This is a genomic window from Sphingomonas sp. P2_B6, from assembly GCF_056404755.1.
This window is the reverse complement of the sequence record NZ_JBFUDK010000007.1, coordinates 1-23,204: the sequence shown is the minus strand read 5'-3', so window position 1 is coordinate 23,204 and position 23,204 is coordinate 1. Positions and strand designations below refer to the sequence as shown.

29 protein-coding genes, 1 tRNA gene and 1 other RNA gene are annotated in these 23,204 nt (G+C 66.4%); 15 read left to right on the top strand and 16 right to left on the bottom strand.

Translation table 11 applies throughout. From position 1 onward, the window contains the following. Positions 1-43: 43 nt before the first annotated feature. Positions 44-865 carry a class I SAM-dependent methyltransferase gene (locus AC1DX5_RS11705; RefSeq protein ID WP_478015550.1) on the top strand — a complete coding sequence of 274 codons (822 nt, stop codon included), beginning with the start codon at positions 44-46 and terminating at the stop codon, positions 863-865. Positions 866-1,283: 418 nt separating this feature from the next. On the opposite strand, the gene AC1DX5_RS11700 is transcribed toward AC1DX5_RS11705, so the two are convergent. From AC1DX5_RS11700 to glpK, 3 genes are all read right to left on the bottom strand, one after another. Then, on the bottom strand, positions 1,284-2,006 hold the full coding sequence (locus tag AC1DX5_RS11700) for an SIMPL domain-containing protein (protein WP_478015548.1): 723 nt from the start codon (positions 2,004-2,006) through the stop codon (positions 1,284-1,286). Positions 2,007-2,166: 160 nt separating this feature from the next. Beyond that, on the bottom strand, positions 2,167-2,973 hold the full coding sequence (locus AC1DX5_RS11695; RefSeq protein ID WP_478015546.1) for a hypothetical protein: 807 nt from the start codon (positions 2,971-2,973) through the stop codon (positions 2,167-2,169). Continuing rightward, the gene (gene glpK / locus AC1DX5_RS11690) at positions 2,970-4,460 is read right to left on the bottom strand and encodes a glycerol kinase GlpK (protein ID WP_465172535.1); all 1,491 of its coding nucleotides are present in this window, start codon (positions 4,458-4,460) and stop codon (positions 2,970-2,972) included. The genes AC1DX5_RS11695 and glpK overlap by 4 nt, the downstream gene beginning before the upstream one ends. 137 nt (positions 4,461-4,597) lie before the next feature. On the opposite strand from glpK, the gene AC1DX5_RS11685 reads away from it, so the two are divergent. The 3 genes from AC1DX5_RS11685 to AC1DX5_RS11675 all read left to right on the top strand — a co-directional run bounded on the left by AC1DX5_RS11685 (position 4,598) and on the right by AC1DX5_RS11675 (position 6,789). Next, positions 4,598-5,758, top strand: coding sequence for an AI-2E family transporter (locus tag AC1DX5_RS11685; protein ID WP_465173889.1), 1,161 nt, complete (start codon positions 4,598-4,600; stop codon positions 5,756-5,758). Positions 5,759-5,794: 36 nt separating this feature from the next. Further along, positions 5,795-6,643 carry a prolipoprotein diacylglyceryl transferase gene (gene lgt, locus AC1DX5_RS11680; RefSeq protein WP_478015544.1) on the top strand — a complete coding sequence of 283 codons (849 nt, stop codon included), beginning with the start codon at positions 5,795-5,797 and terminating at the stop codon, positions 6,641-6,643. Between the two features lie 69 nt (positions 6,644-6,712). Further along, a tRNA-Asp gene (locus AC1DX5_RS11675) sits at positions 6,713-6,789 on the top strand. A 33-nt stretch (positions 6,790-6,822) separates the two neighbouring features. Here AC1DX5_RS11675 and AC1DX5_RS11670 read toward each other — a convergent pair. From AC1DX5_RS11670 to AC1DX5_RS11650, 5 genes are all read right to left on the bottom strand, one after another. Then, positions 6,823-7,035, bottom strand: coding sequence for a DUF2842 domain-containing protein (locus tag AC1DX5_RS11670; RefSeq protein ID WP_465172537.1), 213 nt, complete (start codon positions 7,033-7,035; stop codon positions 6,823-6,825). After that, positions 7,032-7,580 carry a 5-formyltetrahydrofolate cyclo-ligase gene (locus AC1DX5_RS11665; RefSeq protein WP_478015542.1) on the bottom strand — a complete coding sequence of 183 codons (549 nt, stop codon included), beginning with the start codon at positions 7,578-7,580 and terminating at the stop codon, positions 7,032-7,034. The genes AC1DX5_RS11670 and AC1DX5_RS11665 overlap by 4 nt, the downstream gene beginning before the upstream one ends. A gap of 149 nt (positions 7,581-7,729) precedes the next feature. Next, positions 7,730-7,886: non-coding RNA, 6S RNA (gene ssrS / locus AC1DX5_RS11660), on the bottom strand. Between the two features lie 11 nt (positions 7,887-7,897). Next, positions 7,898-8,200 (bottom strand): cell division protein ZapA, encoded by a 303-nt coding sequence (locus tag AC1DX5_RS11655; protein ID WP_465172539.1) that lies wholly within the window; start codon positions 8,198-8,200, stop codon positions 7,898-7,900. Then, the gene (locus tag AC1DX5_RS11650; RefSeq protein WP_465172540.1) at positions 8,200-8,397 is read right to left on the bottom strand and encodes a hypothetical protein; all 198 of its coding nucleotides are present in this window, start codon (positions 8,395-8,397) and stop codon (positions 8,200-8,202) included. Before AC1DX5_RS11650 ends, AC1DX5_RS11655 begins: the two co-directional genes overlap by 1 nt. Before the next feature lie 177 nt (positions 8,398-8,574). Here AC1DX5_RS11650 and gap point away from each other — a divergent pair, with 177 nt between their 5' ends. From gap to AC1DX5_RS11635, 3 genes are all read left to right on the top strand, one after another. Continuing rightward, the gene (gene gap, locus AC1DX5_RS11645; protein WP_465176147.1) at positions 8,575-9,585 is read left to right on the top strand and encodes a type I glyceraldehyde-3-phosphate dehydrogenase; all 1,011 of its coding nucleotides are present in this window, start codon (positions 8,575-8,577) and stop codon (positions 9,583-9,585) included. A gap of 92 nt (positions 9,586-9,677) precedes the next feature. Next, positions 9,678-10,157 carry an MOSC domain-containing protein gene (locus tag AC1DX5_RS11640; protein ID WP_465172542.1) on the top strand — a complete coding sequence of 160 codons (480 nt, stop codon included), beginning with the start codon at positions 9,678-9,680 and terminating at the stop codon, positions 10,155-10,157. A 140-nt stretch (positions 10,158-10,297) separates the two neighbouring features. Further along, on the top strand, positions 10,298-11,467 hold the full coding sequence (locus tag AC1DX5_RS11635) for a phosphoglycerate kinase (protein WP_465173890.1): 1,170 nt from the start codon (positions 10,298-10,300) through the stop codon (positions 11,465-11,467). Between the two features lie 26 nt (positions 11,468-11,493). On the opposite strand, the gene AC1DX5_RS11630 is transcribed toward AC1DX5_RS11635, so the two are convergent. The 6 genes from AC1DX5_RS11630 to AC1DX5_RS11605 all read right to left on the bottom strand — a co-directional run bounded on the left by AC1DX5_RS11630 (position 11,494) and on the right by AC1DX5_RS11605 (position 15,155). After that, the gene (locus AC1DX5_RS11630; protein ID WP_478015540.1) at positions 11,494-11,814 is read right to left on the bottom strand and encodes a nuclear transport factor 2 family protein; all 321 of its coding nucleotides are present in this window, start codon (positions 11,812-11,814) and stop codon (positions 11,494-11,496) included. Between the two features lie 117 nt (positions 11,815-11,931). After that, entirely contained in the window at positions 11,932-13,008 is a 1,077-nt protein-coding gene (pstS, locus tag AC1DX5_RS11625; RefSeq protein WP_478015539.1) for a phosphate ABC transporter substrate-binding protein PstS, read from the bottom strand. Positions 13,009-13,102: 94 nt separating this feature from the next. Further along, a complete protein-coding gene (locus AC1DX5_RS11620; protein ID WP_478015537.1) occupies positions 13,103-13,666 on the bottom strand; it encodes a hypothetical protein in 564 nt (187 codons plus the stop codon). A 103-nt stretch (positions 13,667-13,769) separates the two neighbouring features. Continuing rightward, on the bottom strand, positions 13,770-14,165 hold the full coding sequence (locus AC1DX5_RS11615; protein ID WP_465172546.1) for a PRC-barrel domain-containing protein: 396 nt from the start codon (positions 14,163-14,165) through the stop codon (positions 13,770-13,772). A gap of 107 nt (positions 14,166-14,272) precedes the next feature. Continuing rightward, the gene (locus tag AC1DX5_RS11610; RefSeq protein ID WP_478015535.1) at positions 14,273-14,635 is read right to left on the bottom strand and encodes a hypothetical protein; all 363 of its coding nucleotides are present in this window, start codon (positions 14,633-14,635) and stop codon (positions 14,273-14,275) included. Between the two features lie 4 nt (positions 14,636-14,639). Beyond that, positions 14,640-15,155, bottom strand: coding sequence for a TlpA family protein disulfide reductase (locus AC1DX5_RS11605; protein WP_478015533.1), 516 nt, complete (start codon positions 15,153-15,155; stop codon positions 14,640-14,642). 170 nt (positions 15,156-15,325) lie between these two features. On the opposite strand from AC1DX5_RS11605, the gene AC1DX5_RS11600 reads away from it, so the two are divergent. Genes AC1DX5_RS11600 through thiE form a run of 4 tightly spaced genes read left to right on the top strand, consistent with a single transcriptional unit; the run spans position 15,326 to position 17,974 of the window. After that, a complete protein-coding gene (locus AC1DX5_RS11600; protein ID WP_465172548.1) occupies positions 15,326-16,234 on the top strand; it encodes a class I fructose-bisphosphate aldolase in 909 nt (302 codons plus the stop codon). A gap of 5 nt (positions 16,235-16,239) precedes the next feature. Then, on the top strand, positions 16,240-16,626 hold the full coding sequence (locus AC1DX5_RS11595) for a putative quinol monooxygenase (protein ID WP_465172549.1): 387 nt from the start codon (positions 16,240-16,242) through the stop codon (positions 16,624-16,626). Then, the gene (locus tag AC1DX5_RS11590; protein WP_478015531.1) at positions 16,623-17,297 is read left to right on the top strand and encodes an O-methyltransferase; all 675 of its coding nucleotides are present in this window, start codon (positions 16,623-16,625) and stop codon (positions 17,295-17,297) included. The genes AC1DX5_RS11595 and AC1DX5_RS11590 overlap by 4 nt, the downstream gene beginning before the upstream one ends. Then, a complete protein-coding gene (gene thiE / locus AC1DX5_RS11585; protein ID WP_478015529.1) occupies positions 17,294-17,974 on the top strand; it encodes a thiamine phosphate synthase in 681 nt (226 codons plus the stop codon). The genes AC1DX5_RS11590 and thiE overlap by 4 nt, the downstream gene beginning before the upstream one ends. 15 nt (positions 17,975-17,989) lie before the next feature. Here thiE and AC1DX5_RS11580 read toward each other — a convergent pair whose 3' ends face one another. Both AC1DX5_RS11580 and mepK read right to left on the bottom strand, forming a co-directional pair. After that, positions 17,990-18,988, bottom strand: a complete 999-nt coding sequence (locus AC1DX5_RS11580) for a potassium channel family protein (protein ID WP_478015527.1) — start codon at positions 18,986-18,988, stop codon at positions 17,990-17,992. Positions 18,989-19,223: 235 nt separating this feature from the next. Then, positions 19,224-19,811, bottom strand: coding sequence for a peptidoglycan L,D-endopeptidase MepK (gene mepK, locus AC1DX5_RS11575; RefSeq protein ID WP_465172553.1), 588 nt, complete (start codon positions 19,809-19,811; stop codon positions 19,224-19,226). A 128-nt stretch (positions 19,812-19,939) separates the two neighbouring features. On the opposite strand from mepK, the gene AC1DX5_RS11570 reads away from it, so the two are divergent. From AC1DX5_RS11570 to AC1DX5_RS11555, 4 genes are all read left to right on the top strand, one after another. Continuing rightward, positions 19,940-20,863 carry a L,D-transpeptidase family protein gene (locus tag AC1DX5_RS11570; protein WP_478015525.1) on the top strand — a complete coding sequence of 308 codons (924 nt, stop codon included), beginning with the start codon at positions 19,940-19,942 and terminating at the stop codon, positions 20,861-20,863. Between the two features lie 4 nt (positions 20,864-20,867). Beyond that, positions 20,868-21,500, top strand: a complete 633-nt coding sequence (locus AC1DX5_RS11565; RefSeq protein ID WP_478015523.1) for a M23 family metallopeptidase — start codon at positions 20,868-20,870, stop codon at positions 21,498-21,500. A gap of 38 nt (positions 21,501-21,538) precedes the next feature. Continuing rightward, entirely contained in the window at positions 21,539-22,102 is a 564-nt protein-coding gene (efp, locus tag AC1DX5_RS11560) for an elongation factor P (RefSeq protein WP_332716856.1), read from the top strand. Between the two features lie 207 nt (positions 22,103-22,309). Further along, positions 22,310-23,122, top strand: coding sequence for an inositol monophosphatase family protein (locus AC1DX5_RS11555; protein ID WP_465172555.1), 813 nt, complete (start codon positions 22,310-22,312; stop codon positions 23,120-23,122). The last annotated feature ends 82 nt before the right edge of the window (positions 23,123-23,204 follow it).

The following is a 23,204-nucleotide window of genomic DNA, read 5'->3' as shown; positions in this document are numbered from 1 at the left end:
GATGTCAGCTGCGAGACCATGATCTCGCTTAGGGAGAGTCATCATGCGTTTGCCGTTCATCGCCCTTTCGCTCGCCTGCCTGTCGCTGACGGGTGCCGCCGTCTCGATGCCGCTGCTCCAGTCGGAGCCGGCGCTGACCGCCGCCGTGGCCGGCGCGGCCCGCTCGCCCGCCAATGTCGCGCGCGACCCGCATCGCCATCCGGCCGAAACGCTCGCCTTTTTTGGGGTGAAGCCGACCGATTCCGTGGTCGAGATCTGGCCGGGCGGCGGCTGGTACACCGAGATCCTGGCGCCCTATCTTTCGGCCGGCGGCAAGCTGACCGTGGTATCGCCGCCGGGGCGCCCCTCGGAAGGCATCAACGCCAAGCTCGACAAGGATGCCGCGACCTATGGCAAGGTCGCCCGCGCCAATTTCCCGAGCGCGCTCGGCGGCACCAGCGTCGCGCCGGGCACGGCCGACAAGGTGCTGACCTTCCGCAACGTGCATAACTGGCGGATGGGGTATCTGCGTGCCGACAAGACGGACTATAGCGCCGCCGCCTTCCATGAGATCTACGCGATGCTCAAGCCGGGCGGCGTGCTCGGCATCGAGGATCACCGCCTGCCGGAAGACGCCGACAGCGCGCGGGAGAAGACCAGCGGCTATATCAAGGTTTCGACCGTTCGCGCGCTGGCCGAAGCCGCCGGCTTCCAGTTCGCCGGATCGAGCGAGGTCAATGCGAACCCCAGGGACACCCACGACTGGGCCGAAGGTGTCTGGACGCTGCCGCCAAGCTATCGCCTGGGCGACAAGGACCGCGAGAAATATGCCGCGATCGGCGAGAGCGACCGCATGACGCTGAAGTTCGTCAAGCCGGCGAAATAGCCGGCGCCAATTTTCGACGATCAGGTTTAACCGTCATGCCGGACTTGTTCCGGCATCCACTACCCCGCACAGTCATCGGCGCCCAGGTTTGCGGGACAGTGGACCCCGGAACAAGTCCGGGGTGACGTTCTACCTGGTCGCATGCGACCTTGGCGCTTAAATTTTTTCTTCCGCTGTTATGTTGGATTTTCACGCGAAAATCAGCGTGTGAATTCAGGGGTTTGATACTCGTTTTCCCTATTACGCCATAACAGCGGAAAACAATGCGATAACAGCGCATTTTTCCGCTGTTATCGCGCGCGAGAGAGCGGTGATCTGCAACGATTTTCAACGTGAGAAAGAGCAGGGCAGCGCTCGAAACAGCGCGCTGCCCGACGCCCCGATATCGCGACCGCCAGGATGTTGAATCGAGCCGCCGCTATTTCGGCGCGAGCGCGAAATCGACGCTGACGCTTACCTGGCTGGTATTGGTGCCCGCCATGACGGGCGGCGCCGCGACGGCCTGTGGCGCGACCCGGTCCATCATCCCCATCGATTCATAGCCCATCGGTACGGCAGATGCGCCGCCGTCGCGGATGGTGAGGATTCGGGCGACCTTGAGGTTGGCCGCCTGGGCGTAGGTATCCGCCCGCGCCCGCGCGGCCTTGTAGGCATTGGCATAGGCCGATCGGCTCGCGGCTTCCGGGTCGCCGACGCGCAGGTCGGGGCCGGACAGCACGTTAGCGCCCGCCTGAGTCACCGCCGAGATCGCCGCGCCCGCCTTGTCCACCGCCCGCATGCGCACCGCCACGACGTTGCTCGCCTCGAACTTGTTCTTGTTCGCGCCCCACTCGATTCGCGAGACGGTCAGGCGCTGCGTCTGGATGTCCGCCTTGGCGACGCCGAAACCCTCCAGCGCGGACACGACCTTGTTCATGATATTGTTGTTGGCGGTGGTCGCCGCATCGGCGGTCGCGCCGATCGACGAGACGCCGGCGGAGAAGCGCGCCTCGTTCGGCGCCGTCTCGGCCTGGCCGCTGGCGGTGACCTGGAGCAGCACCTCGTCATGGCGGACACCGCGCGGATCGCGGGGCTCTGGGGAACAGGCGCCAAGTATGAGCGCGCCGCTCATGGCCATCAAGCCGATCGTCGATCCATGCATCCCCATCTCCTTTCGTTGGCATCGCTCGCCCGCAATGACGCTACGTACCGCTTTGTTCCAACCGGTCAGGCGTTGTACCCTGATCCCGGCGACGATCGTCGGCTCGAGCAATGTTGAATCGAGCCGTGCTTTCCCCGTTAAGGTGGGGCGCCGAAAACGCTCATCCCGGAAAGCGAAGCGACGGCCCGAGGATCAGCGCGAACCCTGCAAGCAGGATCGCGCCGCCCATGATGATCGGCCAGTTGCGCGCGATGGTGAAAGGCCGCACCGTCGTTCCATGGGGCGCGGCATAGCCGACCGAGATCATGCCGGCATTGCCGCCGAAGGACGATGCCGCGGCCGACATGATCGTGACGAAAATGCCGACGGGGTTGAGCAGCCCGACAAGCACGGCGGCAACCCCGATCGTCGCATAATAGCCGTGCGCGATAATCCTGCGCGCGGTCGCGGTCGCCCGTGAATCCCCGAGCATCCCGGTGAGGGTGCGGATCGCCGCCCGTACGAGCAGGACATAGGCCGCGATCCCGAATGCGAGCTCGCCCGCACGCCACAGCCAGGGCATCGCCAACGCGCCAAGCCCGCCATCGGCTGTCGGGCCGAGATCGCCGACCCCGCTTGCGCCCGAGAAGCAGAAATAGCCCGCTGCCACGAATCCCTTGGTGACCCAGATCAGCCACAGGATCAGGCGCGCCCGATCGCCCCTCGCTCTCTTCCACAGGGCATAAGCGATACAGGCCAGGATCGTATCGACGAGCACGCCTGCACAGGCGACCAGCAGCCTCGGAGCACCGGTCAGTCCGGCGCAGTCCACATAAAAGGCACCGATCGTCGCCACATGGCCGCCCTGTGCCGCGCAAAAGGCAGCATGCCCGCCAATCTCATGCCACATGGTGAGCGACGGCATCAGCAGCATGCCCAGCCCGATGATGGTGAGAAGATCGATATGTTGCTGCTCGCTGCTCATCACGCCCCTTTCGTTACCGTCTCCCGCGCCGCTCGCACCACGCCGTCGACTGCGTTCTTCCACCCTGTCAGCCGGGCGTCGCGCACCGCGTCCGGCAAGGCCGGCTCGAACATCTCGACCGCGCCGCGCATCACGCTGGCCTCTTCGAGATCCCGGAACAGCCCGCAGCCGACGCCGGCCAGCATCGCGGCACCAAGCGCGGTCGTCTCGGCGAATTTCGGCCGCTCGACGCTGACGCCGAGCATGTCGGCCAGGTCCTGCGCCATCCAGTTATTGGCGACCATGCCGCCGTCGATGCGCAGGCATTGCCAATCGACACCGTCGGCGGCGAACGCCGTCTTCAGGTCGTTCGCCTGATGCGCCATGGATTCGAGCGCCGCGCGCACGATATGCGCCCGCTCGCTGGAAAAGCTGAGGCCGGAGATCGTCCCGCGCGCATCGGGCTCCCACCATGGCGCGCCGAGCCCGGACAAGGCCGGCACGAAATAGACGCCACCGCTCGAGTCGACGCTGCGCGCCAGCTTCTCCGTCTCGGCCGCATTGCCGATCAGGTTGAGCGTATCGCGCAGCCATTTGATCAGGCTGCCCGCGACGAACACCGATCCCTCCAGCGCATAAGCGCGCCGGCCGCCCAGCTGCCATACGATCGTCGAGAGCAGGCGGTTGCGCGAGGTCGGCGGGATCGGCCCCGCCTGAGTCAGCACGAAGGCGCCGGTGCCGAAGGTCGCCTTGGTCTCGCCCGGCTTCAGGCAGGACTGGCCGATCGTCGCGGCCTGCTGGTCGCCGGCGATGCCGCAGATCGGGATCGCCGCGCCGAACAGGGTCGTCTCGCCGAACTGCCCGGCGCAATCGACGATCTCCGGCAGGGCGGCGCGCGGCGCGCCGAACAGGTCGATCAGCCCGTCGTCCCACTGGCCGCTGCCGATGGCCATCAATGCGGTGCGGCTGGCGTTGGTCGCGTCAGTGATGTGCTGCCCGCCGGTCAGTTTCCAGATCAGCCAGCTCTCGATCGTGCCCACGGCAAGCCGGCTGCCGGCCTCCCTGAGCTGCGGCCAGTTGGCCATTGCCCAGCCGATCTTCGAGCCGGAGAAATAGGGATCGAGCAGCAGCCCGGTCTTGGCCTGCACTACCGGCTCGTTCCCCGCCTCACGCAGGTCGCGGCAGATCGCGGCGGTGCGCCGGTCCTGCCAGACGATCGCGGGCGCCAGCGGTTCGCCGGTCTCACGGTCCCAGAACACCACCGTCTCACGCTGGTTGGTGATGCCGATCGCCGCGATTCGTTCGGCACCGCCGCCGCGCTCGATCACGGTGCGGCAGACGGCGAGCGTCTTTTCCCATATTTCGGCGGCATCATGCTCGACGCGCCCGCTTTCCGGATAATGTTGCACCAGTTCGGCGGCTTCGCTGCCAAGGCATTTGCCGTCGGGAGCGAACAGCATCGCCCGCGTCGAGGTGGTGCCTTCGTCGATGACAAGGATCAGATCTGACATGACGGCAAGCTAGCGGGGATTACAGGCGAGGGGAATGCGGCTACGCTGCTCCCGCGGGTGTAACGTGAAGGGGCGTGCAAGTGGCGGACGGTACCGGGCAAGGCGCAGGACAGGCCTCCGGCGAGGGCGCCTTCGGTTTGCCGTTCGACGGCGATGAAGGGGGCGACGAAGCGCGTGTTGGGCAACGCCGCGACAGGCTGCTAGCCGCGCTGACCCTGATCGCCGGTCTCGGCCTCGCGCTCGGCACGCCGTTCGCCTTGAAGGCGGGCGCCGAATTCTTCCTGCCGACCACGGCTGCCCTGGTCATCGCCATCGCGCTGGTGCCGGTGCTCGAATGGCTCGAACGGCACCGCGTGCCCTCGGCGCTTGCCTCGCTCACCTGCGTGCTGCTGTTCCTCGTCGCCGCAAATATCGCGCTGGCGGCGATCATCGTCCCGGCGACCGAGTTCTTCCGCAAGCTGCCCGACCGGATCGACCGGATCCAGATGAACATCGCGCCGGTGCTCGATCTTTATTCGAGCCTCGAAAAATATGTGAACCGCACCGTGCGTCATCTCGCGGCGCCCGGGCCGGTAAATGCGCCGCAGACCGCGGCCGTCGCGCCGCCCAGCTCGATCCTCGAACTCGCCGCCACCTCGGCGCCGACCGCGATCGTCCAGGTCTTTTTCGGCATCCTCGTGGTCTATTTCTTCCTGTCGGGCTGGACCCGGCTGCGGCGGCGGACGATCACCAGCCGGTCGAGCTTCGGCGGCGCCATGGCGACGGCGCGCGTCATCCAGGATGTGGTCGACGACACCTCGGCCTATCTCGGCACGATCACGATCATCAACCTGTCGCTCGGGCTGGTCATCGCCTTCGCGCTGTGGCTGATGGGCATGCCCTATCCGCTGATGTGGGGCGGCATCGTCGCGCTGCTCAACTACATCCCCTATTTCGGGCCGATCGTCGCGGCGATGCTGCTCGCGCTGGGCGGGCTGATGACTTTCCCCGACGTCTGGGTCGCGCTGCTGCCGGCCGCGATCATGATCGGCGCGCATCTGCTCGAGGCGAATGCGATCACGCCGTTCATCGTCGGCCACCGGCTGACGATCAACCCGATCATGATCCTGATCTCGCTGAGCTTCTGGGGATGGGTCTGGGGCACGCCGGGCGCGCTGCTCGCGGTGCCGCTGCTGATCATCATCCAGACGGTGATCGGCGCCGCGGGCAAGCCCGATATCGCCGGCTTCCTGTTCGAGCACGGCACGCTGACTCAGCAGCGTCGCGAGCGGCGGGCCGCGCGGGACGATGCCGACTGATACCGAGACGACTGATACCGGGCCGGGATGGGGGACATGATGAACGACGCGCATGCCCCCTGGCGGTGGCAGGATCTCGGCCTTTCGCCGGTCGCCTTCCATCTCGGCCCGCTCGACATCCGCTGGTACGCCCTGAGCTACCTCGCGATGTTCGTGCTGGGCTGGTGGTATCTGCGCAGGCTGGTCGTGCAACCCGGCGCGCCGATGACCCGGGAGCATGTCGACGATCTCGCTTTCTACCTGATGATCGGGGTGATCGCCGGCGGGCGGCTCGGCTACACCTTGTTCTACAAGCCCGAGATATGGGGCGATCCGCTTCAGGTGCTGAAGCTGTGGGAAGGGGGCATGTCCTTCCATGGCGGCCTGATCGGCGTGCTCGTCGCGCTCGGCCTCTTCACCTGGAAGCACGGGCTGAACATGGTCCGGGTCAGCGATTATGTCGCCTGCGCCACGCCGTTCGGCCTGGTGCTGGTGCGGCTCGCCAACTTCGTCAACGGCGAGCTCTGGGGGCGGCCGACGACTCTTCCCTGGGGCATGGTGTTCCCCGGCGCCGGCGACGATCTGCCCCGGCATCCCAGCCAGCTCTATGAGGCGGGCCTGGAGGGCCTGGTGATGGGGATCGTGCTGTTCTGGCTGTTCTGGTTCACCAATGCCCGCAACCGGCCGGGCCGGCTGCTCGGCACGGGCCTGCTGATTTACGGCGCCGCGCGATTCCCGCTCGAGCTGGTTAGGCAACCCGACAAGGGCCTGGAGCATCTCTGGTGGGGGCTGACGATGGGCCAGACGCTGACCCTGCCGATCATCGCGGCAGGCCTGTATTTCGCGTTCCGGCCGTTGCGCGAGCGGCCGGACCCGTCGACGGGCGCGGTTGCCGGGAATAGTTGAGCGGGCATGAAAACGAGGCGTTGACAGGCTCCGGCACCTCGCCTAGTTGCGCCGCCTCACGCTTTCCAAGCGGGTGTAGCTCAGTTGGTTAGAGCGCCGGCCTGTCACGCCGGAGGTCGCGGGTTCGAGCCCCGTCACTCGCGCCACCCTCCCTGATTTCGGGAGGGAAGGCGCGGATTTCACCGCCAGCGTCCGGTTTCCATCCACAGCAGCATGCGGCGCATCGGCAATATCCACAGCCAGACGATGCCGGTCACCAGATAGAAGGCGAGCTGCAACAGCACGTGCCATTGGCCGACCGTACCGGACAGGCTCGCCACCAGAACCACCCAGACCAGGATCATGCCGAGGATCGCGAGCATGCCGACGGGTTTGCGCCAGGAAGGGGTCATTTCGCCGTGATCCAGTCTCGTTCGGTGATGATGGCGTGGAGCGGGACGTCCCACGGGTCGTGCGGCAGGCTCTCGACCTGTTGCACCGACCAGGCAAGCCCGACGCGCCACGCGTCGGGGAATTGCACAAAGGCGCGGTCATAATAGCCGGCGCCCTGGCCGAGTCGGTTCAGCGCCGAATCGAACGCGAGCAGCGGGGTCAGGATGATGTCGGGCGCCATCGCCGCGGCCTCGTGATGCGGTTGCGACAGGCCGAACGGACCCGCGATCAGCGCAGCGTCGCTGTCCCAGGCGAGGAAGCGCATCGGCGCCGAGCGGACGGTGACATGCGGCAGCACGATCGCGCAGCCCCGCTCCACCGCGGCGCGGGCAAGCGGCGAAGGGTCGATCTCGCTGCCCACGGGCACATAGGAGGCGACGGTCAGGCCGTGCTCGAGCCGGGCGAGGAATTGGGGCGGAGGGGAAATCGCGGGCGGGCCGCCGGCGAAGAACCGGTCGCGCTCGGCGCGGATTCGGGCGCGAAGGGCGGATTTTTCGGGGTTCATCTAGCTTGTTCCCCGGCGAAGGCCGGGGCCCAGTTGGGAAGGCCCCCGTGATGAAGCGTTGCATTCACCCGCAAATGTCCCCCAACTGGGCCCCGGCCTTCGCCGGGGAGCAGAAGGGTAGATGACCGACGCATCGCCGAAATAGCGGTGGCGGGACCGCCATGGCCGTTTGCCTGAATATCCTCTGACGCCGTTAGCATCAGGTGGGGATCGTGTACGACAGGCCAGGGCCAGCGCAGGGACAACCCCCTAGGAAGAATAATCGCCTCAGGGATAATCGGTAAGGCTCGTACCGGGCAGTGCCCGCCACCCCTTATCTAGGCTTTTACGGGCGATTTCTCAAGGGTAGCCGCCAGCTTTTCCAGCCGCTCGGCAACCTGGTCGAGCAGCACCGCTCCGGCACCTTCGGGCGGGCGGCGGCGCGTCTCGTCCAGTTCGTCCGCCAGCATCAGCGCGACGAACAACATGGTCCGCTCGCCATTGAGTCCGCCCGAGGCGCGAGAGGCGGTCGCCCAATGCCTGTCGAGCAATTCCCCGAGCCGGCGGAGCTGCGGCTCCTCGCCGTCTCGGCACGCGACGGTATGGCGGCGATCGCCGATGGTGAGGGTGACGTCCGCCATCAGCCGGTTCCGCCCGCCTCGCCGCGCGCGATGACGTCGTCGAGCGTCGACACCGCCTGCTCGATCCGGGCTCGCAGGACCGCATGGCGGCGCACCGCTGCCTCGGCCACACGGTCCCTCTCAGCGACTGCTGCTTCGATTCTCGCAATCGCGCGATCGATCCGGTCGAGCGCGGGCGGAGGCGTCTCGTCTGCCATCGCTCCCGGATAGCACGGCTTTTCGGGCGGGCAAGATCGATTTGCCCCGCAAAGGCCTCGGCACGGTTGACGGGCGGGTCCGCCCACCGCAAAGACCGCCCGGCTTATCAGACTCGCCGGTCGCCCCTTTGCGCAAGTCCGCGCCGCGCCCGGTTTCACGCGATGGAGGGAATTGCGATGACGGTGAAGGTTGCGATCAATGGTTTCGGGCGGATCGGTCGCCTCGTTGCACGCGCGGTACTGGAGCGGGGCGATACCGGACTTGAGCTCGTCGCGATCAACGACCTTGCCGATGCCAAGTCGAATGCCTGGCTGTTCTCGCGCGATTCGGTCCATGGCAAATATCCGGGCAAGGTCTCGGCCGAGGGCAATGACCTGGTCGTCGATGGCAAGCGCATCCGCGTCACCGCCGAGCGCGACCCCGCCAAGCTGCCGCACGCCGAACTCGGCATCGACATCGTGCTCGAATGCACCGGCTTCTTCACCGATCGCGAAAGCGCGCAGAAGCATATCGACGCAGGCGCCAAGAAGGTGCTGATCTCGGCCCCGGCCAAGGGCGTCGACCTGACCGTGGTGTTCGGCGTCAACAACGACAAGCTCGAGGCCGGCCACAACATCGTGTCCAACGCGTCGTGCACCACCAACTGCCTGGCGCCGGTCGCCAAGGTGCTGAACGATGCGATCGGCATCGAGCGCGGCCTGATGACGACGATCCATGCCTATACCAACGACCAGAAGATCCTCGACCAGATCCACCCCGATCTGCGCCGCGCCCGTGCCGCGGCCATGTCGATGATCCCGACGACCACCGGCGCCGCCCGCGCGGTCGGCGAGGTCCTGCCCGAGCTGAAGGGCAAGCTCGACGGCTCGGCGATCCGCGTGCCGGTGCCGGACGTCTCGCTGGTCGACCTGACCTTCACCCCGAAGCGCGACACGACCAAGGAAGAGGTCAACGCGATCCTCAAGGCGGCATCGGAAAGCGGCCCGCTGGTCGGCATCCTCGATTACACCGACGAGCCGCTGGTCTCGATCGACCTGATGCACACCTCGGCGAGTTCCACGATTGACAGCCTCGAAACCGCGGTGCTCGACGGCAAGCTCGTCCGCGTGGTCAGCTGGTACGACAATGAATGGGGCTTCTCGAACCGCATGGTCGACACCGCCGGCGCAATGGGCGCGTTCCTGTAAAGGCGCGTGACGATGCCTTCCCCGTTCGTGTCGAGCGCAGTCGAGACACATTGCTTCTCGACGACGCTCGAAGCGAACGGGAGGGCAAGGTGATGGGCGTGCTCGCCGGCATTGCCCGTCACGGCCGCCCGCGCGGACCGATCGAGCTGCTCGAGTCGGTCCGCGTAACGGTCGAGGCGGGGCTGGCCGGCGATTTCCGCGGCGCGGTGAAGCCCGGCGCCAGGGCGAGGCGGCAGGTCTCGCTGATCGAGCGGATCGACTGGGAGGCGGCGATGGCCGATTTGGGGGTCGATCATCACTGGTCGGCGCGGCGCGCCAACCTGCTGGTCGACGGGCTCGACCTGCCGCAACGGGCCGGCGCCCTGCTGCGGATCGGCGACGAGGTCGCGCTGGAGATCACGATCGAATGCGATCCCTGCAGCCGCATGGAGCAGATCGAACCCGGTCTCAAGGCGGCACTGACGCCCGACTGGCGTGGCGGCGCACTGGCGCGAGTCATTCGTGGCGGAGAAATCCGCATCGGTGATGTTATCAGGGTTGAAGACCCACCAATCCCCGTTCGTCCTGAGTAGCCATTGAGCTTGTCGAAATGGCGTATCGAAGGACAGGTGCTTCGATACGGGCCTTCGACAAGCTCAGTCCCTACTCAGCACGAACGGTTGAGAAAGAGGACGAAAGACTCGTGACCAATTCCTTCAAGACGCTCGACGATATGGGCGACGTTTCCGGCAAGCGCGTGCTGGTCCGCGAGGATCTGAACGTGCCCATGGCCGATGGCGCGGTCACCGACGACACGCGTTTCCGTGCGACCCTGCCGACCGTGACCGAACTCGCGGATCGCGGCGCGATCGTGCTGATCCTGGCGCATTACGGCCGCCCCAAGGGGACGCGCGATCCGGAGATGTCGCTCGCGCTGGTAACCAAGCCGTACAGCCAGGTGCTCGGCCGCCCGGTGCGCTTCATCGAGGATTGCGTGGGCGAGGGCGCCGCCGAGGCGATCGCGACGCTGAAGGACGGCGACATCGCCGTGCTGGAGAATACCCGCTTCCATGCGGGCGAGGAAAAGAACGATCCCGCGCTGGCCGCCGAGATGGCGAAACTCGGCGATTTCTATGTCAACGATGCCTTCTCGGCTGCGCATCGCGCGCACGCGTCGACCGAAGGCCTCGCGCATCTCCTTCCCGCCTTTGCCGGACGCGCGATGGAAGCGGAGCTGACCGCGCTCGACAAGGCGCTCGGCAATCCCGAGCATCCCGTCGCGGCGGTGGTCGGCGGCGCCAAGGTGTCGACCAAGCTCGACGTGCTCAAGCATCTCGTCGCCAAGGTCGATCACCTGATCATCGGCGGGGGCATGGCCAACACCTTCCTCGCCGCGCGCGGCGTCGATGTCGGCAAATCACTGTGCGAGCATGATCTGACCGGCACCGCCGAAGAGATTTTCGAGGCGGCGGAGCGCGCCAACTGCACCATCCACCTGCCGTACGACGTGGTGGTGGCGAAGGAATTCCGTGCCAACCCGCCAATCCGCACCATCAACGTGCACGAGGTCGCGGCCGACGAGATGATCCTCGATGTCGGCCCCGCCGCGGTCGAGGCGCTGGCCGATGTGCTCAAGAATTGCCGCACTTTGGTGTGGAACGGCCCGCTCGGCGCGTTCGAGACGCCACCGTTCGACACGGCGACTGTCGCGCTCGCCCGTACGGCAGCCGCGCTGACCCGCGATGGTTCGCTCGTCTCGGTCGCGGGCGGCGGCGACACCGTGGCCGCGCTCAACCAGGCGGGGGCAGGCGATGACTTCACCTTCGTCTCGACCGCGGGCGGCGCCTTCCTCGAATGGATGGAAGGCAAGGAACTGCCCGGGGTCGCCGCGCTGACGGCGTAGAGCTCGAGACCGTAGGGCGAACCGGCTCAGGCAGGCGCGTCCACGAAAACATAGAGTGTTGCGATCCTCCCGTCCCTGATCACGGCAATGTCGGTTCCGGTCACAGGGCCGGGAACGCCGCCGGTTTCGGCCCGCCAAAGCAGTTTTCCGACGCCGTGATGGCCGGCCGCCGGGGCAATCGGGACGAACAGGGTATCAGGCGGCAAGCGCGCGAGCAGCGCGCCGATGCTGGCGGAGATCGCCTCCGCACCGGCAATGGTCGCCTCCTTTTCGTGAAGAATCGGATCATCGGTCCAGAGCTCGGCGATCGCCCGCAGCCGCGCGGCGGCGTCCGGTTCGCTGAACACGCGCGCTGCATTCGCCCGGAGAAGGGCGTCATAATCCGTCAGGTCGGCAGGTGACGCGTCCATCGCAGTAGCTCCATGCATGAGATTGACGGTCGCGCCAGCCCTAGCACGGCGCGGTCAGGGCGCGGCAGTATAAACCGGCTTGCCGTTCGCGGTGATGGTCGATGCCCATTGCTGACGCATCCGTTCCTTGATGGACGCGGGCAGTGGCACATAGTCCAGGCGCCCGGCGGCCGCGTCGCCGTTGCGATAGGCCCAGTCGAAGAACTGGAGCACCGCCGCTCGCTTGCCGGCGTCCGCCCTGGTCTTGGGCAGGAGGATGAAGGTCGCCCCGGTGATCGGCCAGCTCGGCGCGCCCGCCTGGTCGAGCAGCAGCAGGTAATTGCCCGGAGCGTGCGCCCAGTCGGCGCCCAGCGCGGCGGCCGCGAACGACCTGGAGGATGGCTGGGGATAGGCCCCGGCGCTGTTCTGCAGCAGCACATGGGTCGCCTTGGTCTGTTTGGCAAAGGCATATTCGACATAGCCGATCGACCCGGGGGCCACCTGCACCGACGACGCGACCCCCTCATTGCCCTGGCCGCTGATGCCGGCAGGCCAGGTGACCGAGTCGCTTGCCCCCGCCTTGGCGCTCCAGGCCGGATTCTTCATCGCCAGATAGGAGGTGAACAGGAAGCTGGTCCCCGACGCGTCGGAGCGGTGCACCGGGGTGATCCGCAGATTGGGCAAGGTCAGGCCGGGGTTGAGCGCGCTGATCTCGGGCGCGTTCCACTTCTCCACCTTGCCGAGATAGATGTCGCCGAGCAGCGCGCCGGTGAGCTTGACCTGGCCCGGCTGGATGCCCGGCAGATTGACCACCGGCACCACGCCGCCGATGACGGTCGGGAATTGGTAAAGGCCGTTCTTGTCCAGCTCTTCCGGTTGCAGCGGCCGGTCCGACGCGCCGAAATCGACCTTGCCCGCTTCGATCTGCTTGATGCCGTCGCCCGAGCCTGTCGGCTGATAGTTGACCGCGACATCGGCCTCGGTGCGATAGCCTTCCGCCCATTTGGCGTAGAGCGGCGCGGGGAAGGTCGCGCCGGCGCCCGATAGGCTTGCCTTGGCCTGCGCCGCGCTGTTGTTCTGTGACGCGTCCTGTCCGCTACAGGCGCTCACCATTGCACATGCCGCGACCGCGGCGACCAGTTTTCCGTTCACGCGAAATCCTCTCTTTTATCGTTGGCATCGCTCCGACAACTTGGCCTGATACGCGGCGTACATTCCTCGCGCCGTCATGCGGTCACCCGCGCGCTCATCCGCTCGCCGGCACGGCGACGGGCACGCTGTTCCAGCTGAAGATCGGCCGGTTTTCCGCTTCAAGGCGTCGCGTGGCGGTTTCCTGCAGGTGGCGGATCAGGCCCGCCAGCCATGCGGCATCGTCGCCGGCACGGTGCCGCCGGCGCGACACTCGGTCCATCATGGCGAGAGCCGAACGGATGTCATCCGAGGTTATATCGAGCTCGTCGAACAGGGTTGCCACATGGTCGATCGGCCATGGCACCGGCTGCATTGCAGCATGGGCGAGCGTCTCCAGCCAGGCGCTGTCGAGCTTGCTGTCCGCCACGATGCGATAGTCGCGGGTGACGCCGATCAGCTCGGCCATGACGTGATCGGCGGGCTTGCCGTGCGAGACAAGGTGATCGAGGGTTAGGCCGTGCAATGCCTGTGCCTCGGCGGTCCATGTCCAGCCCGACCAGGAAGCGTGCGGACGGATAAGCCAGGAGCGCGCAATTCCCCGCGAATCCGCAATACCGACCTCGATCGGGAATGACCGGCCGTGCCGGGGCAGGCATGAGGCCTCGAAGTCGATCGTCATGATGGGCTTCATGGCCAGTGGAGCGCCCCGGAATTGGAGGGCGCACCCGGCGGCGCCGCTCTGAAGCTCGAACTGCCCCGCCGGGTGGGCGATGCGCTGAGGGTCAGGGGTAGGTAAGGCCGTAATAGCCATAGACCTGCTCGCCATAGGCGCGGTCGAAGGTCGGCTCTTCATCGGCACCGTAGCGCGGCGCCTTTTCGAGCATTTCCTTGTCGATATCGACGATGTAGCCGCCCTGATCGGTGTCGTAGGTCAGCGCTTCCCAGGGGAGCGGGTAATAGTCGGCGCCCAGCCCGAACAGGCCGCCGAAGCTGAGCACGGCATATTCGACCTGGCCCGACTGCTTGTCGACCATGAAGTTGTGGATCGTACCGAGCTTGTCGCCGTCTTCATTATAGACGGCGGTGCCTTCGACCTTGTTCGAAGCGATGAGCCAGTCCGACTCGTCGATTTCGATCGTGTCGTTGTCGATGTCATTGTCCGTCGGTGCATCGGTCATGTCGGAGTCTCCATGCGATTCCCCCGCCCGGAGCATCCTGAACCCCGTGCGCGACAATCATGTGACGATGGAGCGCGTCGGCGAGTAGACCGAGTCAAAGGGGCCGCTCAGCCGTTCAGCACCACCACTAGGCGAATCGCGATGAGCGCCGCGGTAAGCGCCCAGATCATCAGCGCCAACCGGCGCGCTTCCCTGCCCGTGACGATCTTGCCGTTCGCAAGCCGAACGGCTTTCCTGTGCCAGACCCACCGCGTGAAGGCGGCATAGGGCAGGGTGGCATAGGCCAGCCCAACGACGTAATCCGCCCAATCCGGCGCGCCGAGAGCGTGCAGGGCGACGATCGTCAGCAACGCCGCCAACAAGGCTGCGATCGCGGCACAACCGAGGATCGGTCCGTAGCTGGCGAACTCGCTTGCATCGACGATCCCGTCCTCGGCCGATCCGTCTTCGTCCGGCGGGTCGATTGTCATGCGCTCAGTTCGCTGCCGTCGCCGGCACTTGTTCCTCGAGCAGCGGCACGATCGTCTCGTTCAGCGCGTCGAGATCGAACGCCCCTGCCCTAGCGTACCGGATATGGCCCGATCGATCGATGATATAGTTGGTCGGTACTCCGGTCAGGATGGGGTAGCCGCCCTTGATCCTCCTCGCCGAGGGGATGTGCATTACCGCGAAGAGTTTCTTCAGCTGGTATAGCGGCACCGAATCCTCGGTCGCGATCGTGAAGACCCTCAGTCCCGCCTTCTGCTGGATCTCATAATGTTTATCCAGCAGCGGCAGTTCCTCCCGGCACGGCACGCACCAGGTCGCCCAGAAATTGAGCACCACCACCTGGCCGCGAAGCTGGTCGAGCGTCACCTTCGATCCGTCGATCATGGTCAGTTCGAAATTGGGCGCGACATCGCCGACCTTGGGCGCTTTGGCCGCAGTCAGCAGGAGAGCGGCCAGGCCCAGGCCGACCAGCTTCAACCCCTGCGAGAAAGACACCCCCATGATATTTTCCCCTTTGTCGCGAACCTGATGCAGGGCTGGGGCTGCGTCAATATGGGCGGCATCTCCCGTGCGCGGTCGAGACGCCGTGCCGCATTGCAGCATCCCCGTTGCCCCTGGCGCAATCGCGAGCTAACAGCCGGGCAACATCTGCAGCAGCAAAGGGGATCACGATGACGCCGACCGTGAAGGCCATTCTCGACAAATACGAGTCCGAAAACGCCGGCGTGAAGGCGAACCTCGCCCGCATCCTGATGCAGGGCAAGCTCGGCGGTACCGGCAAGCTGATCATCCTGCCGGTCGACCAGGGCTTCGAGCATGGCCCGGCGCGCAGCTTCGCGGTCAACCCCGCCGCTTACGATCCCCATTATCACTACCAGATCGCGATCGACGCCGGGCTTTCCGCTTATGCAGCGCCGCTCGGCATGATCGAAGCGGGCGCCGAGACCTTTGCCGGCCAGATCCCGACCATCCTGAAGGTCAACAGCTCGAACAGCTGGGCGCAGGGCGCGAACCAGGCGGTCACCGCCAGTGTCGAGGACGCCGTGCGGCTCGGCTGCTCGGCGATCGGCTTCACCATCTATCCCGGCTCGGACGATTTGTTCGAGATGATCGGCCAGATCCGCGAGCTGTCGGCCGAGGCCAAGTCGGTCGGCATCGCCACCGTCATCTGGTCCTATCCGCGCGGCGGTGCGCTGCCCAAGTCGGGCGAGCTCGCGCTCGATGTCGGTGCTTATGCCGCGCACATGGCGGCGCTGCTTGGCGCGCACATCATCAAGGTGAAGCTGCCCAGCGACCATATCGAGCAGAAGGAAGCCAAGCCGATGTACGAGGGCACCGACTGGTCGAAGCAGTCGGACCGCGTCCGCCACGTCGTGCAGTCGAGCTTTGCCGGCCGCCGCATCGTGGTGTTCTCGGGCGGCGCGGCCAAGGGCGCCGATGCGGTCTATCAGGACGCGCGCGACATTCGCGACGGCGGCGGCAACGGCTCGATCATCGGCCGCAACACCTTCCAGCGGCCGCGCGACGAAGCGCTGGCGATGCTCGACAAGCTGGTGCGCATCTACAAGAACGAGGAATAAGCGACATGCCGGCCATCGGTCGTCGCGAGGTCATCGGCGGTGCCGTTGCCATCGCCATGATCGGCTGGCCGGCGTCCGCCATCGCGGCGGAGAATGAGCGCTACGGCATGATCGGCAAGATCACGGCCAAGCCCGGCCAGCGCGCCGCGCTGGCCGCCGCGCTCGCCGGCGGGTCGGAGGCGATGCCGGGCTGCCTGGCTTATGTCGTGGCCGAAGATGTGGCCGACGCCGACGCGCTCTGGGTCACCGAGATCTGGGAGAGCAAGGCGGCGCACCAAGCGTCGCTGTCGCTCCCGGCGGTGCGCGCGGCGATCGCCGTCGGCCGACCGCTGATCGCGGGTTTCGACACCGTGGCCCAGACCCGCCCGATCAGCGGCGTGGTGACAACATGAGCGACGCCGCCTGGACCGCGGTCGACGACTATATCGTCGGCCATCTGCTCGGCACCGATCCCGCGCTCGACGCGGCGCTGGCGGCGAACGAGGCGGGCGGGCTACCACCGATCGATGTATCCGCGGCGCAGGGCAAGATGCTCCACCTGCTCGCGCGGATGGCCGGCGCCCGGCGCATCCTGGAAGTCGGTACGCTCGGCGGCTATTCGACGATCTGGCTGGCGCGGGCACTGCCCGAGGACGGCGCGCTGGTGACGCTCGAACTCGAACCGCACCATGCCGATGTCGCGCGCGCCAACATCACGGCGGCCGGTTTCGCCGACAGGGTCGATGTGCGCACCGGTCCGGCGGTCGGGACGCTCGAGGCGATGATCGCGGCGGGCGAAGGGCCGTTCGACTTCATCTTCATCGACGCGGACAAGCCGAGCAACGTTGCCTATCTGCGCGCGGCGATCGCGCTGGGGCGGCCGGGCACCACGATCATCGTCGACAATGTCGTGCGGGAGGGCGGGGTGCTCGACGCGAACAGTGACGATGACCGCATCCAGGGCACGCGCGCGCTGTTCGAGGCAGTTGCCGCAGAACCGCGGCTCAGCGCGACGGCAGTCCAGACGGTCGGCGCGAAGAAATGGGACGGGTTCCTGCTGGCCGTGCTAGGCGCCCCCGAATGACTGAAGAAGATCCCCTCGGCCCGCTCGATCCCGATTTCGCCGCCAAGTTCACGCGCGACATCCGCCGGCCGCCCTGCCAGCTCTATCTCGTGTCGCCGCTCGATGTCGGCGGCACGTTTCCCGACCGGCTGGCCCGGGCGCTCGATGCTGGACCGGTCGCGGCGTTCCAGTTTCGCGTGAAGGATGTCGATCAGCACGAAGCGACGCGGCTGGGCGAGCCGCTCCGCGCACTCTGCGCCGAGCGCGACGTCGCCTTCATCGTCAACGACAGCATCTCGCTGGCCAAGCGGCTCGGCGCTGACGGCGTGCATCTCGGCCAGGGCGATGGCGATCCGCGCGAGGCGCGCTCGGTGCTAGGCCCCGCGGCGCAGATCGGCGTCACCTGCCACGATAGCCGCCATCTCGCGATGGAGGCCGGCGAGGCGGGGGCCGACTATGTCGCGTTCGGTGCCTTTTATCCGACCACCACCAAGGAGGTGAGCCATCACCCGGATCCCTCGATCCTGAGCTGGTGGACCACGGTGTTCGAAATCCCCTGTGTCGCGATCGGCGGCATCACGCCGGCCAACGCTCCGGCGCTGGTCGCCGCGGGCGCCGATTTCCTCGCCGTGTCGAACGCGGTGTGGGGCGGGGACGAAGCGGCGGCGATCAAGTCGTTTGCGGCAGTGCGCGGCTGAGCGGGCGCGCCGGTTTCAGAAGATGTTCCGCCCGGCGCGGATTTCCACCTTCGTATTGAACATCTTGCGCGCCGCCGCACCCGCATCCCGAACCAGCACCAGCACTTCGTCGCCCGCCCGGATGACCTCGTCGCTCGGCGGGCGTGCGATGCTGGATTCCCCGCGCCGAATCCGGACGATGAAAAAGGCGCCGCTGCCCCGGCGTTCCGCTTCGCCGACCGTGAGGTTGGTCATCGCGGCGCCATCCTGCGTGATGACCAGTTCGAGATCGACTCCGAGCTCACCGAGATCGTGCTTCGCCCGGGCCAGTTCTTCGTCGGACGCAAAAGCGCCGCTGGCCGGATACAGGATCATTCGCGCAATCCGCTCGGCGCCGATATGGGTCGGCAGCACGACGTGATCGGCGCCCGCGCGGCGCAGCTTGCGCTCCGTCGTCGGCGCTTCGCCGCGCGCGATGATCTCCAGGCCCGCGTTTAAATTGCGCGCGCTCAGCGTGATGAAGACGTTCGCGGCATCGTCGGGCAGCACCGTCGCGAGCACCTTGGCGCGCTCGATCCCGGCGGCATGCAACGTCTCCTCGTCCGTCGCGTCGCCTGCCAGGCAGAGATAACCCGCAGCCTCCGCCTCGGCGAGCCTGGCCGCGCCCCGTTCGATCACGACGAGCGGCATGCCCGCCGCCGCGAGGTCGCGGGCGAGCATCACCCCGATCCGGCCGAAGCCACAGATCACGACATGGCCCGACAGCTTGTCGACGCGGCTCTGCATGCGGTTCGCTCCAAAAAACTGCCTGAGTTGAAGGACGGTAAAGATCTGGACCAGGGCGCTTGTCAGCAGGATCATGCCGGTGCAGCCGAGCACCATCGTGGCCATGGTGACGGCGTGGAGATAGGGCGTGTCGATCGGCCGGATCTCGCCATAGCCGACTGTGTAGACGGTCAGCACCACCATGTAGGAGGCGTCGCTGAAGCTCCAGCCCGCGGCCATATAGGCACAGGTAGCGACCACCACGACCATGGCGACAAAAGCCAGGATCGACAGGAGATTCCGGACGGGGGAGCCAAGGACGCTTTCAGCGTCGGCAAAAATCCTGCGCACGGGCAGGGAGTGTGGCTGAGCTGTCGCGGTCTGTCCAGCAAGCAGGTGAGTGGCTTGGCCTGCCTTGGGCCGTGCATGATATCACGACCTGCGCGGCGGCCGCATCTCGTTGACGGGGTTGGCTATAAAGCGGGTTGCCCCCGCCCGTCGGTCGTTACCAGCGGCGCACGGGGCCGGTATCGACATGGACGAAACCGTCGCGCGGATAATAGCCGACGCCGCCGCCGCCCAGCGCGAGCGCCGCGCCACGAAGGCGATCGAGCGAGACGCCCGGAATCATGATGTCGGTGGCCTTGCCCAGCATGTGCTGGCTCTGGCTGGCGACGCCGGTATGCTCGCCGCCCCGGGCGCGCAGCGACGCGTTGGTCTGGGGTGAGCGATAGCCGGAGATCAGGTCGATCTTGCGGCTGCCGCCCACGTCGAGCTTCTCGCGAAGCTGGACGAGCAGCGCGAGCAGCCTGGGGTCCATCGGGTGGACCTGCCCGGTTCGCCAGTCGCGCAGGCCGTGGTTCAGTTCGGCGAGCCCGTCCGCCACGAAGCTTCCGCCCCGCGCGAAGACGGCATCGACACTTTCATTGGTGTGCACGTTGCGGATCGCCAGCCGCAATTCCGCGCCGGTCGCCATGGCGGGCAGAGGAAAAGCGAGCGCGGCGCCGGCAGCCATCGCGCCGCCAAGCAGCGCGCGTCGCGAAAGGTTTGGGCCGTCAGCTCGTTCCGGGCCGGAAACAAGCCGGCTGTCCATCGTTGATTGCATGAGTGGCAATGTAGGGACCTGAAATGATGAGAAAAATAACGATCGGCGCGGCTTGTCTCGCTTTTGTCTCTTTTTGTCCCGTTAGTGTCTCCGCGCAGGGAACAAAGCTTAAGGAAGTGCAAGCGATCGACCGGTCGATTCTGCATGTTCAGGTGATTCTCGATCATCTCGGATTTTCGCCCGGCATGCTCGATGGCAGGCCCGGCAAGTCGCTCACCGCCGCGCTGAAGGGGTTCCAGGAAAGCCGGGGCCTCGAGATCACCGGGGACATGGACAAGGCGACGCTGTGGGCGCTCCATCCCTATCGCGCTTGGCGCCCGACCCGTACGCTCGCGCTGACGCCGGAGACGCTGGCTGGTCCCTATACCAACCCGCTGCCCAAGGATCCGCAGGAGCAGGCGAAGCTCCCGACGCTCGGCTATCGTGCGCCGATCGAGAAGCTGGCGGAGATGTTCCACACCACGCCCGAGGTGCTGATCGCGCTCAACGACCCGCAGACCCGGCTCGCACCGGGATCGATGATGACCTTCCCCAACGCGCTGCCGCTGTCGCGCGCTTATGATGCGAAGCTGCCGGCTGACTGGCGCAAGACGCTCAACGACCTGAACGTGTCGGCGAGCCAGCCCGAGGGCGCGAAAGTGGTGGTCGACAAGTCGGACGAGGTGCTGCGCGTGCTGGACAAGGACGGCAAGCTCGTCGCCCAGTTCCAGGCGACGATGGGCAGCACGCACGATCCGCTGCCGATCGGCACCTGGAAGATCCAGGGCGCGTCCTATAACCCGCCTTTCCATTATAATCCGGACCTTTTCTGGGACGCGAAGGATAGCGCCAAGGCTGCCCGGCTGCCGCCGGGGCCAAATGGTCCGGTCGGCGTGATCTGGCTCGATCTGTCCAAACCGCATTACGGCATCCACGGCACACCCGAACCGAGCACGGTCGGCCGCGCCGAAAGCCATGGCTGCATCCGCCTCAGCAACTGGGACGCGGCGCGGCTATCGTTGATGGTGAAGCCCGGCACGCCGGCGATCTTCCAGGAGTGAGGCGATGAAAAAGCTCGGTTGCGGCCTGTTGACGGTGATAGGCGGGATCGCCGGCATCTTTGTCGCCCTCGTGCTGTTCGGTCAGGCCCTGCCCGATGCGAAAACGCAGCCCAAGGTCGCGGTGGCAACCACGGTGGCAAGTGCGGCGAGCACGCCCGCAACGGCACCGGCGGTGGCCTTGCCCGACCCGGGCGGACCACTCGCCATTCCCGTCGCGGGCGTGGCGCGAAGCACGATCGCCGACAGCTGGGAAGATCCGCGCGACGGCGGGCAGCGCCAGCACCATGGCACCGACATCATGGCGCCGAGTGGCACGCTGGTGACGGCGGCCGCGCCGGGCACGATCGAGAAGCTGTTCCAGAGCGTGGCGGGCGGGACGACCCTCTATGTTCGCTCGCCCGACCGGCTGTGGGTCTATTATTACGCCCATCTCTCCGGCTACGCGCCGGGAATCCATGAAGGGCAGGTCGTAAAGACAGGCGATCCGCTGGGCTATGTCGGTGATACGGGTAATGCCGGGGCGGGCAATTATCACCTGCACTTCGGGCTCAGCCGCGCGACGCCGGAGCAGCATTGGTATCAGGCGCAGGACATCAATCCCTACCCCTACCTTGCCGGAAAGCCGTCATCCCGTTAAAGGCCCCGCCTTCGCTCTTTCCATCACAGGCATCCCCCATGAAGATCAACGCGGTCGAGATTCGTCCCGGCAACATCCTCGAATATGAAGGCGGCATCTGGCGCGCGGTGAAAATCCAGCACACCCAGCCGGGTAAGGGCGGTGCCTATATGCAGGTCGAGATGAAGAACCTGATCGACGGCCGGAAGAACAATGTCCGCTTCCGTTCGGCCGAATCGCTCGAGAAGGTCCGGCTGGAAACCACCGATTTCCAGTTCCTGTTTCGCGAGGGCGACCAGCTGACCTTCATGGACAAGATCAATTACGAGCAGATCACGCTGCCCGCCGACCTGCTCGGCGACGCCGCCGCGTTCCTGCAGGATGGCATGGACGTGGTGATGGAGCTCTGGGAGGAGCGCCCGATCTCGGTGCAGCTCCCCGACACGATCGAGGCGCTGATCGTCGAGGCCGATGCTGTGGTGAAGGGCCAGACCGCGTCTTCCAGCTACAAGCCCGCCATCCTCGAGAACGGCGTGCGCGTGATGGTGCCGCCGCATATCGGCGCCGGCACGCGGATCGTGGTCGATGTCTACGAGCAGACCTATGTAAGGCGCGCGGACTAAAGTTCCCCTCCCGCTTGCGGGAGGGGCTAGGGGAGGGCCTGTCCAGGGCCTCATGTCCTCCACCGATTGTTGACAGGCCCTCCCCCAGTGTACGTTCGCCGCTGGGTCGATCATGCCCCCGGCATGATCGAGAAATGCCTGGGAGGCATTTCGGACCCAGCGACGAACGTACACTCCTCCCGCAAGCGGGAGGGGAGGAGAATTGCATTGGTATCCCATTCAGGCCTCATCACCGTCATGGATCGCGCCGCGCGCAAGGCCGCGCCGCGGATTCGTCGGGACTTCAACGAGGTCCAGCACCTCCAGGTGAGCCGCAAGGGCCCGGCCGACTTCGTCACCATGGCGGATCAGCGCGCCGAGCAGACCATCTTCGAGGAACTGTCCAAGGCGCGCCCCGACTGGGGGTTCCTGATGGAGGAGCGCGGCGAAATCGCCGGCGACCCCAACAAGCCGCGCTGGATCGTCGACCCGATCGACGGCACCACCAACTTCCTCCACGGCATCCCGCACTTCGCGATCTCGATCGCGGTCGAGGAGCCGCTGGCCAACGGCAAGCGCGAGATCACCACCGGCCTGATCTACAACCCTATCACGGACGACAGTTTCTGGGCCGAAAAGGGCCGGGGCGCCTGGATGCAGGAACAGCGGCTGCGCGTGTCGGCGCGCCGCGACCTGCCCGACGCGCTGATCGCGACCGGCATTCCGTTCCTCGGCCATGGCGATTTCGCCCAGTGGAGCCGCATCTTCGGGGCGATCGCGCCGGAAGTGGCGGGCATCCGCCGGATCGGCGCGGCCGCGCTCGATCTCGCCTGGGTCGCGGCGGGCCGTTTCGACGGGTTCTGGGAATCGGGCCTGAAGCCCTGGGACGTCGCCGCCGGCATATTGCTGGTGCGCGAGGCGGGCGGCTTCGTCACCGATTTCCGCGGCGGCGACCGGATGATGGAACGCGGCGAATTCCTGGCCGCGAACGACGCGCTGCAATCCAAGCTGCACAAGCTGCTGGCGAACGCTTTGCGGTAATCATTCCTCCCCGGAACGGGGAGGGGGACCGCCCGCTTCTTCAGCGGGTGGTGGAGGGGCTTGGAGCGCGGAACGTCTGCCC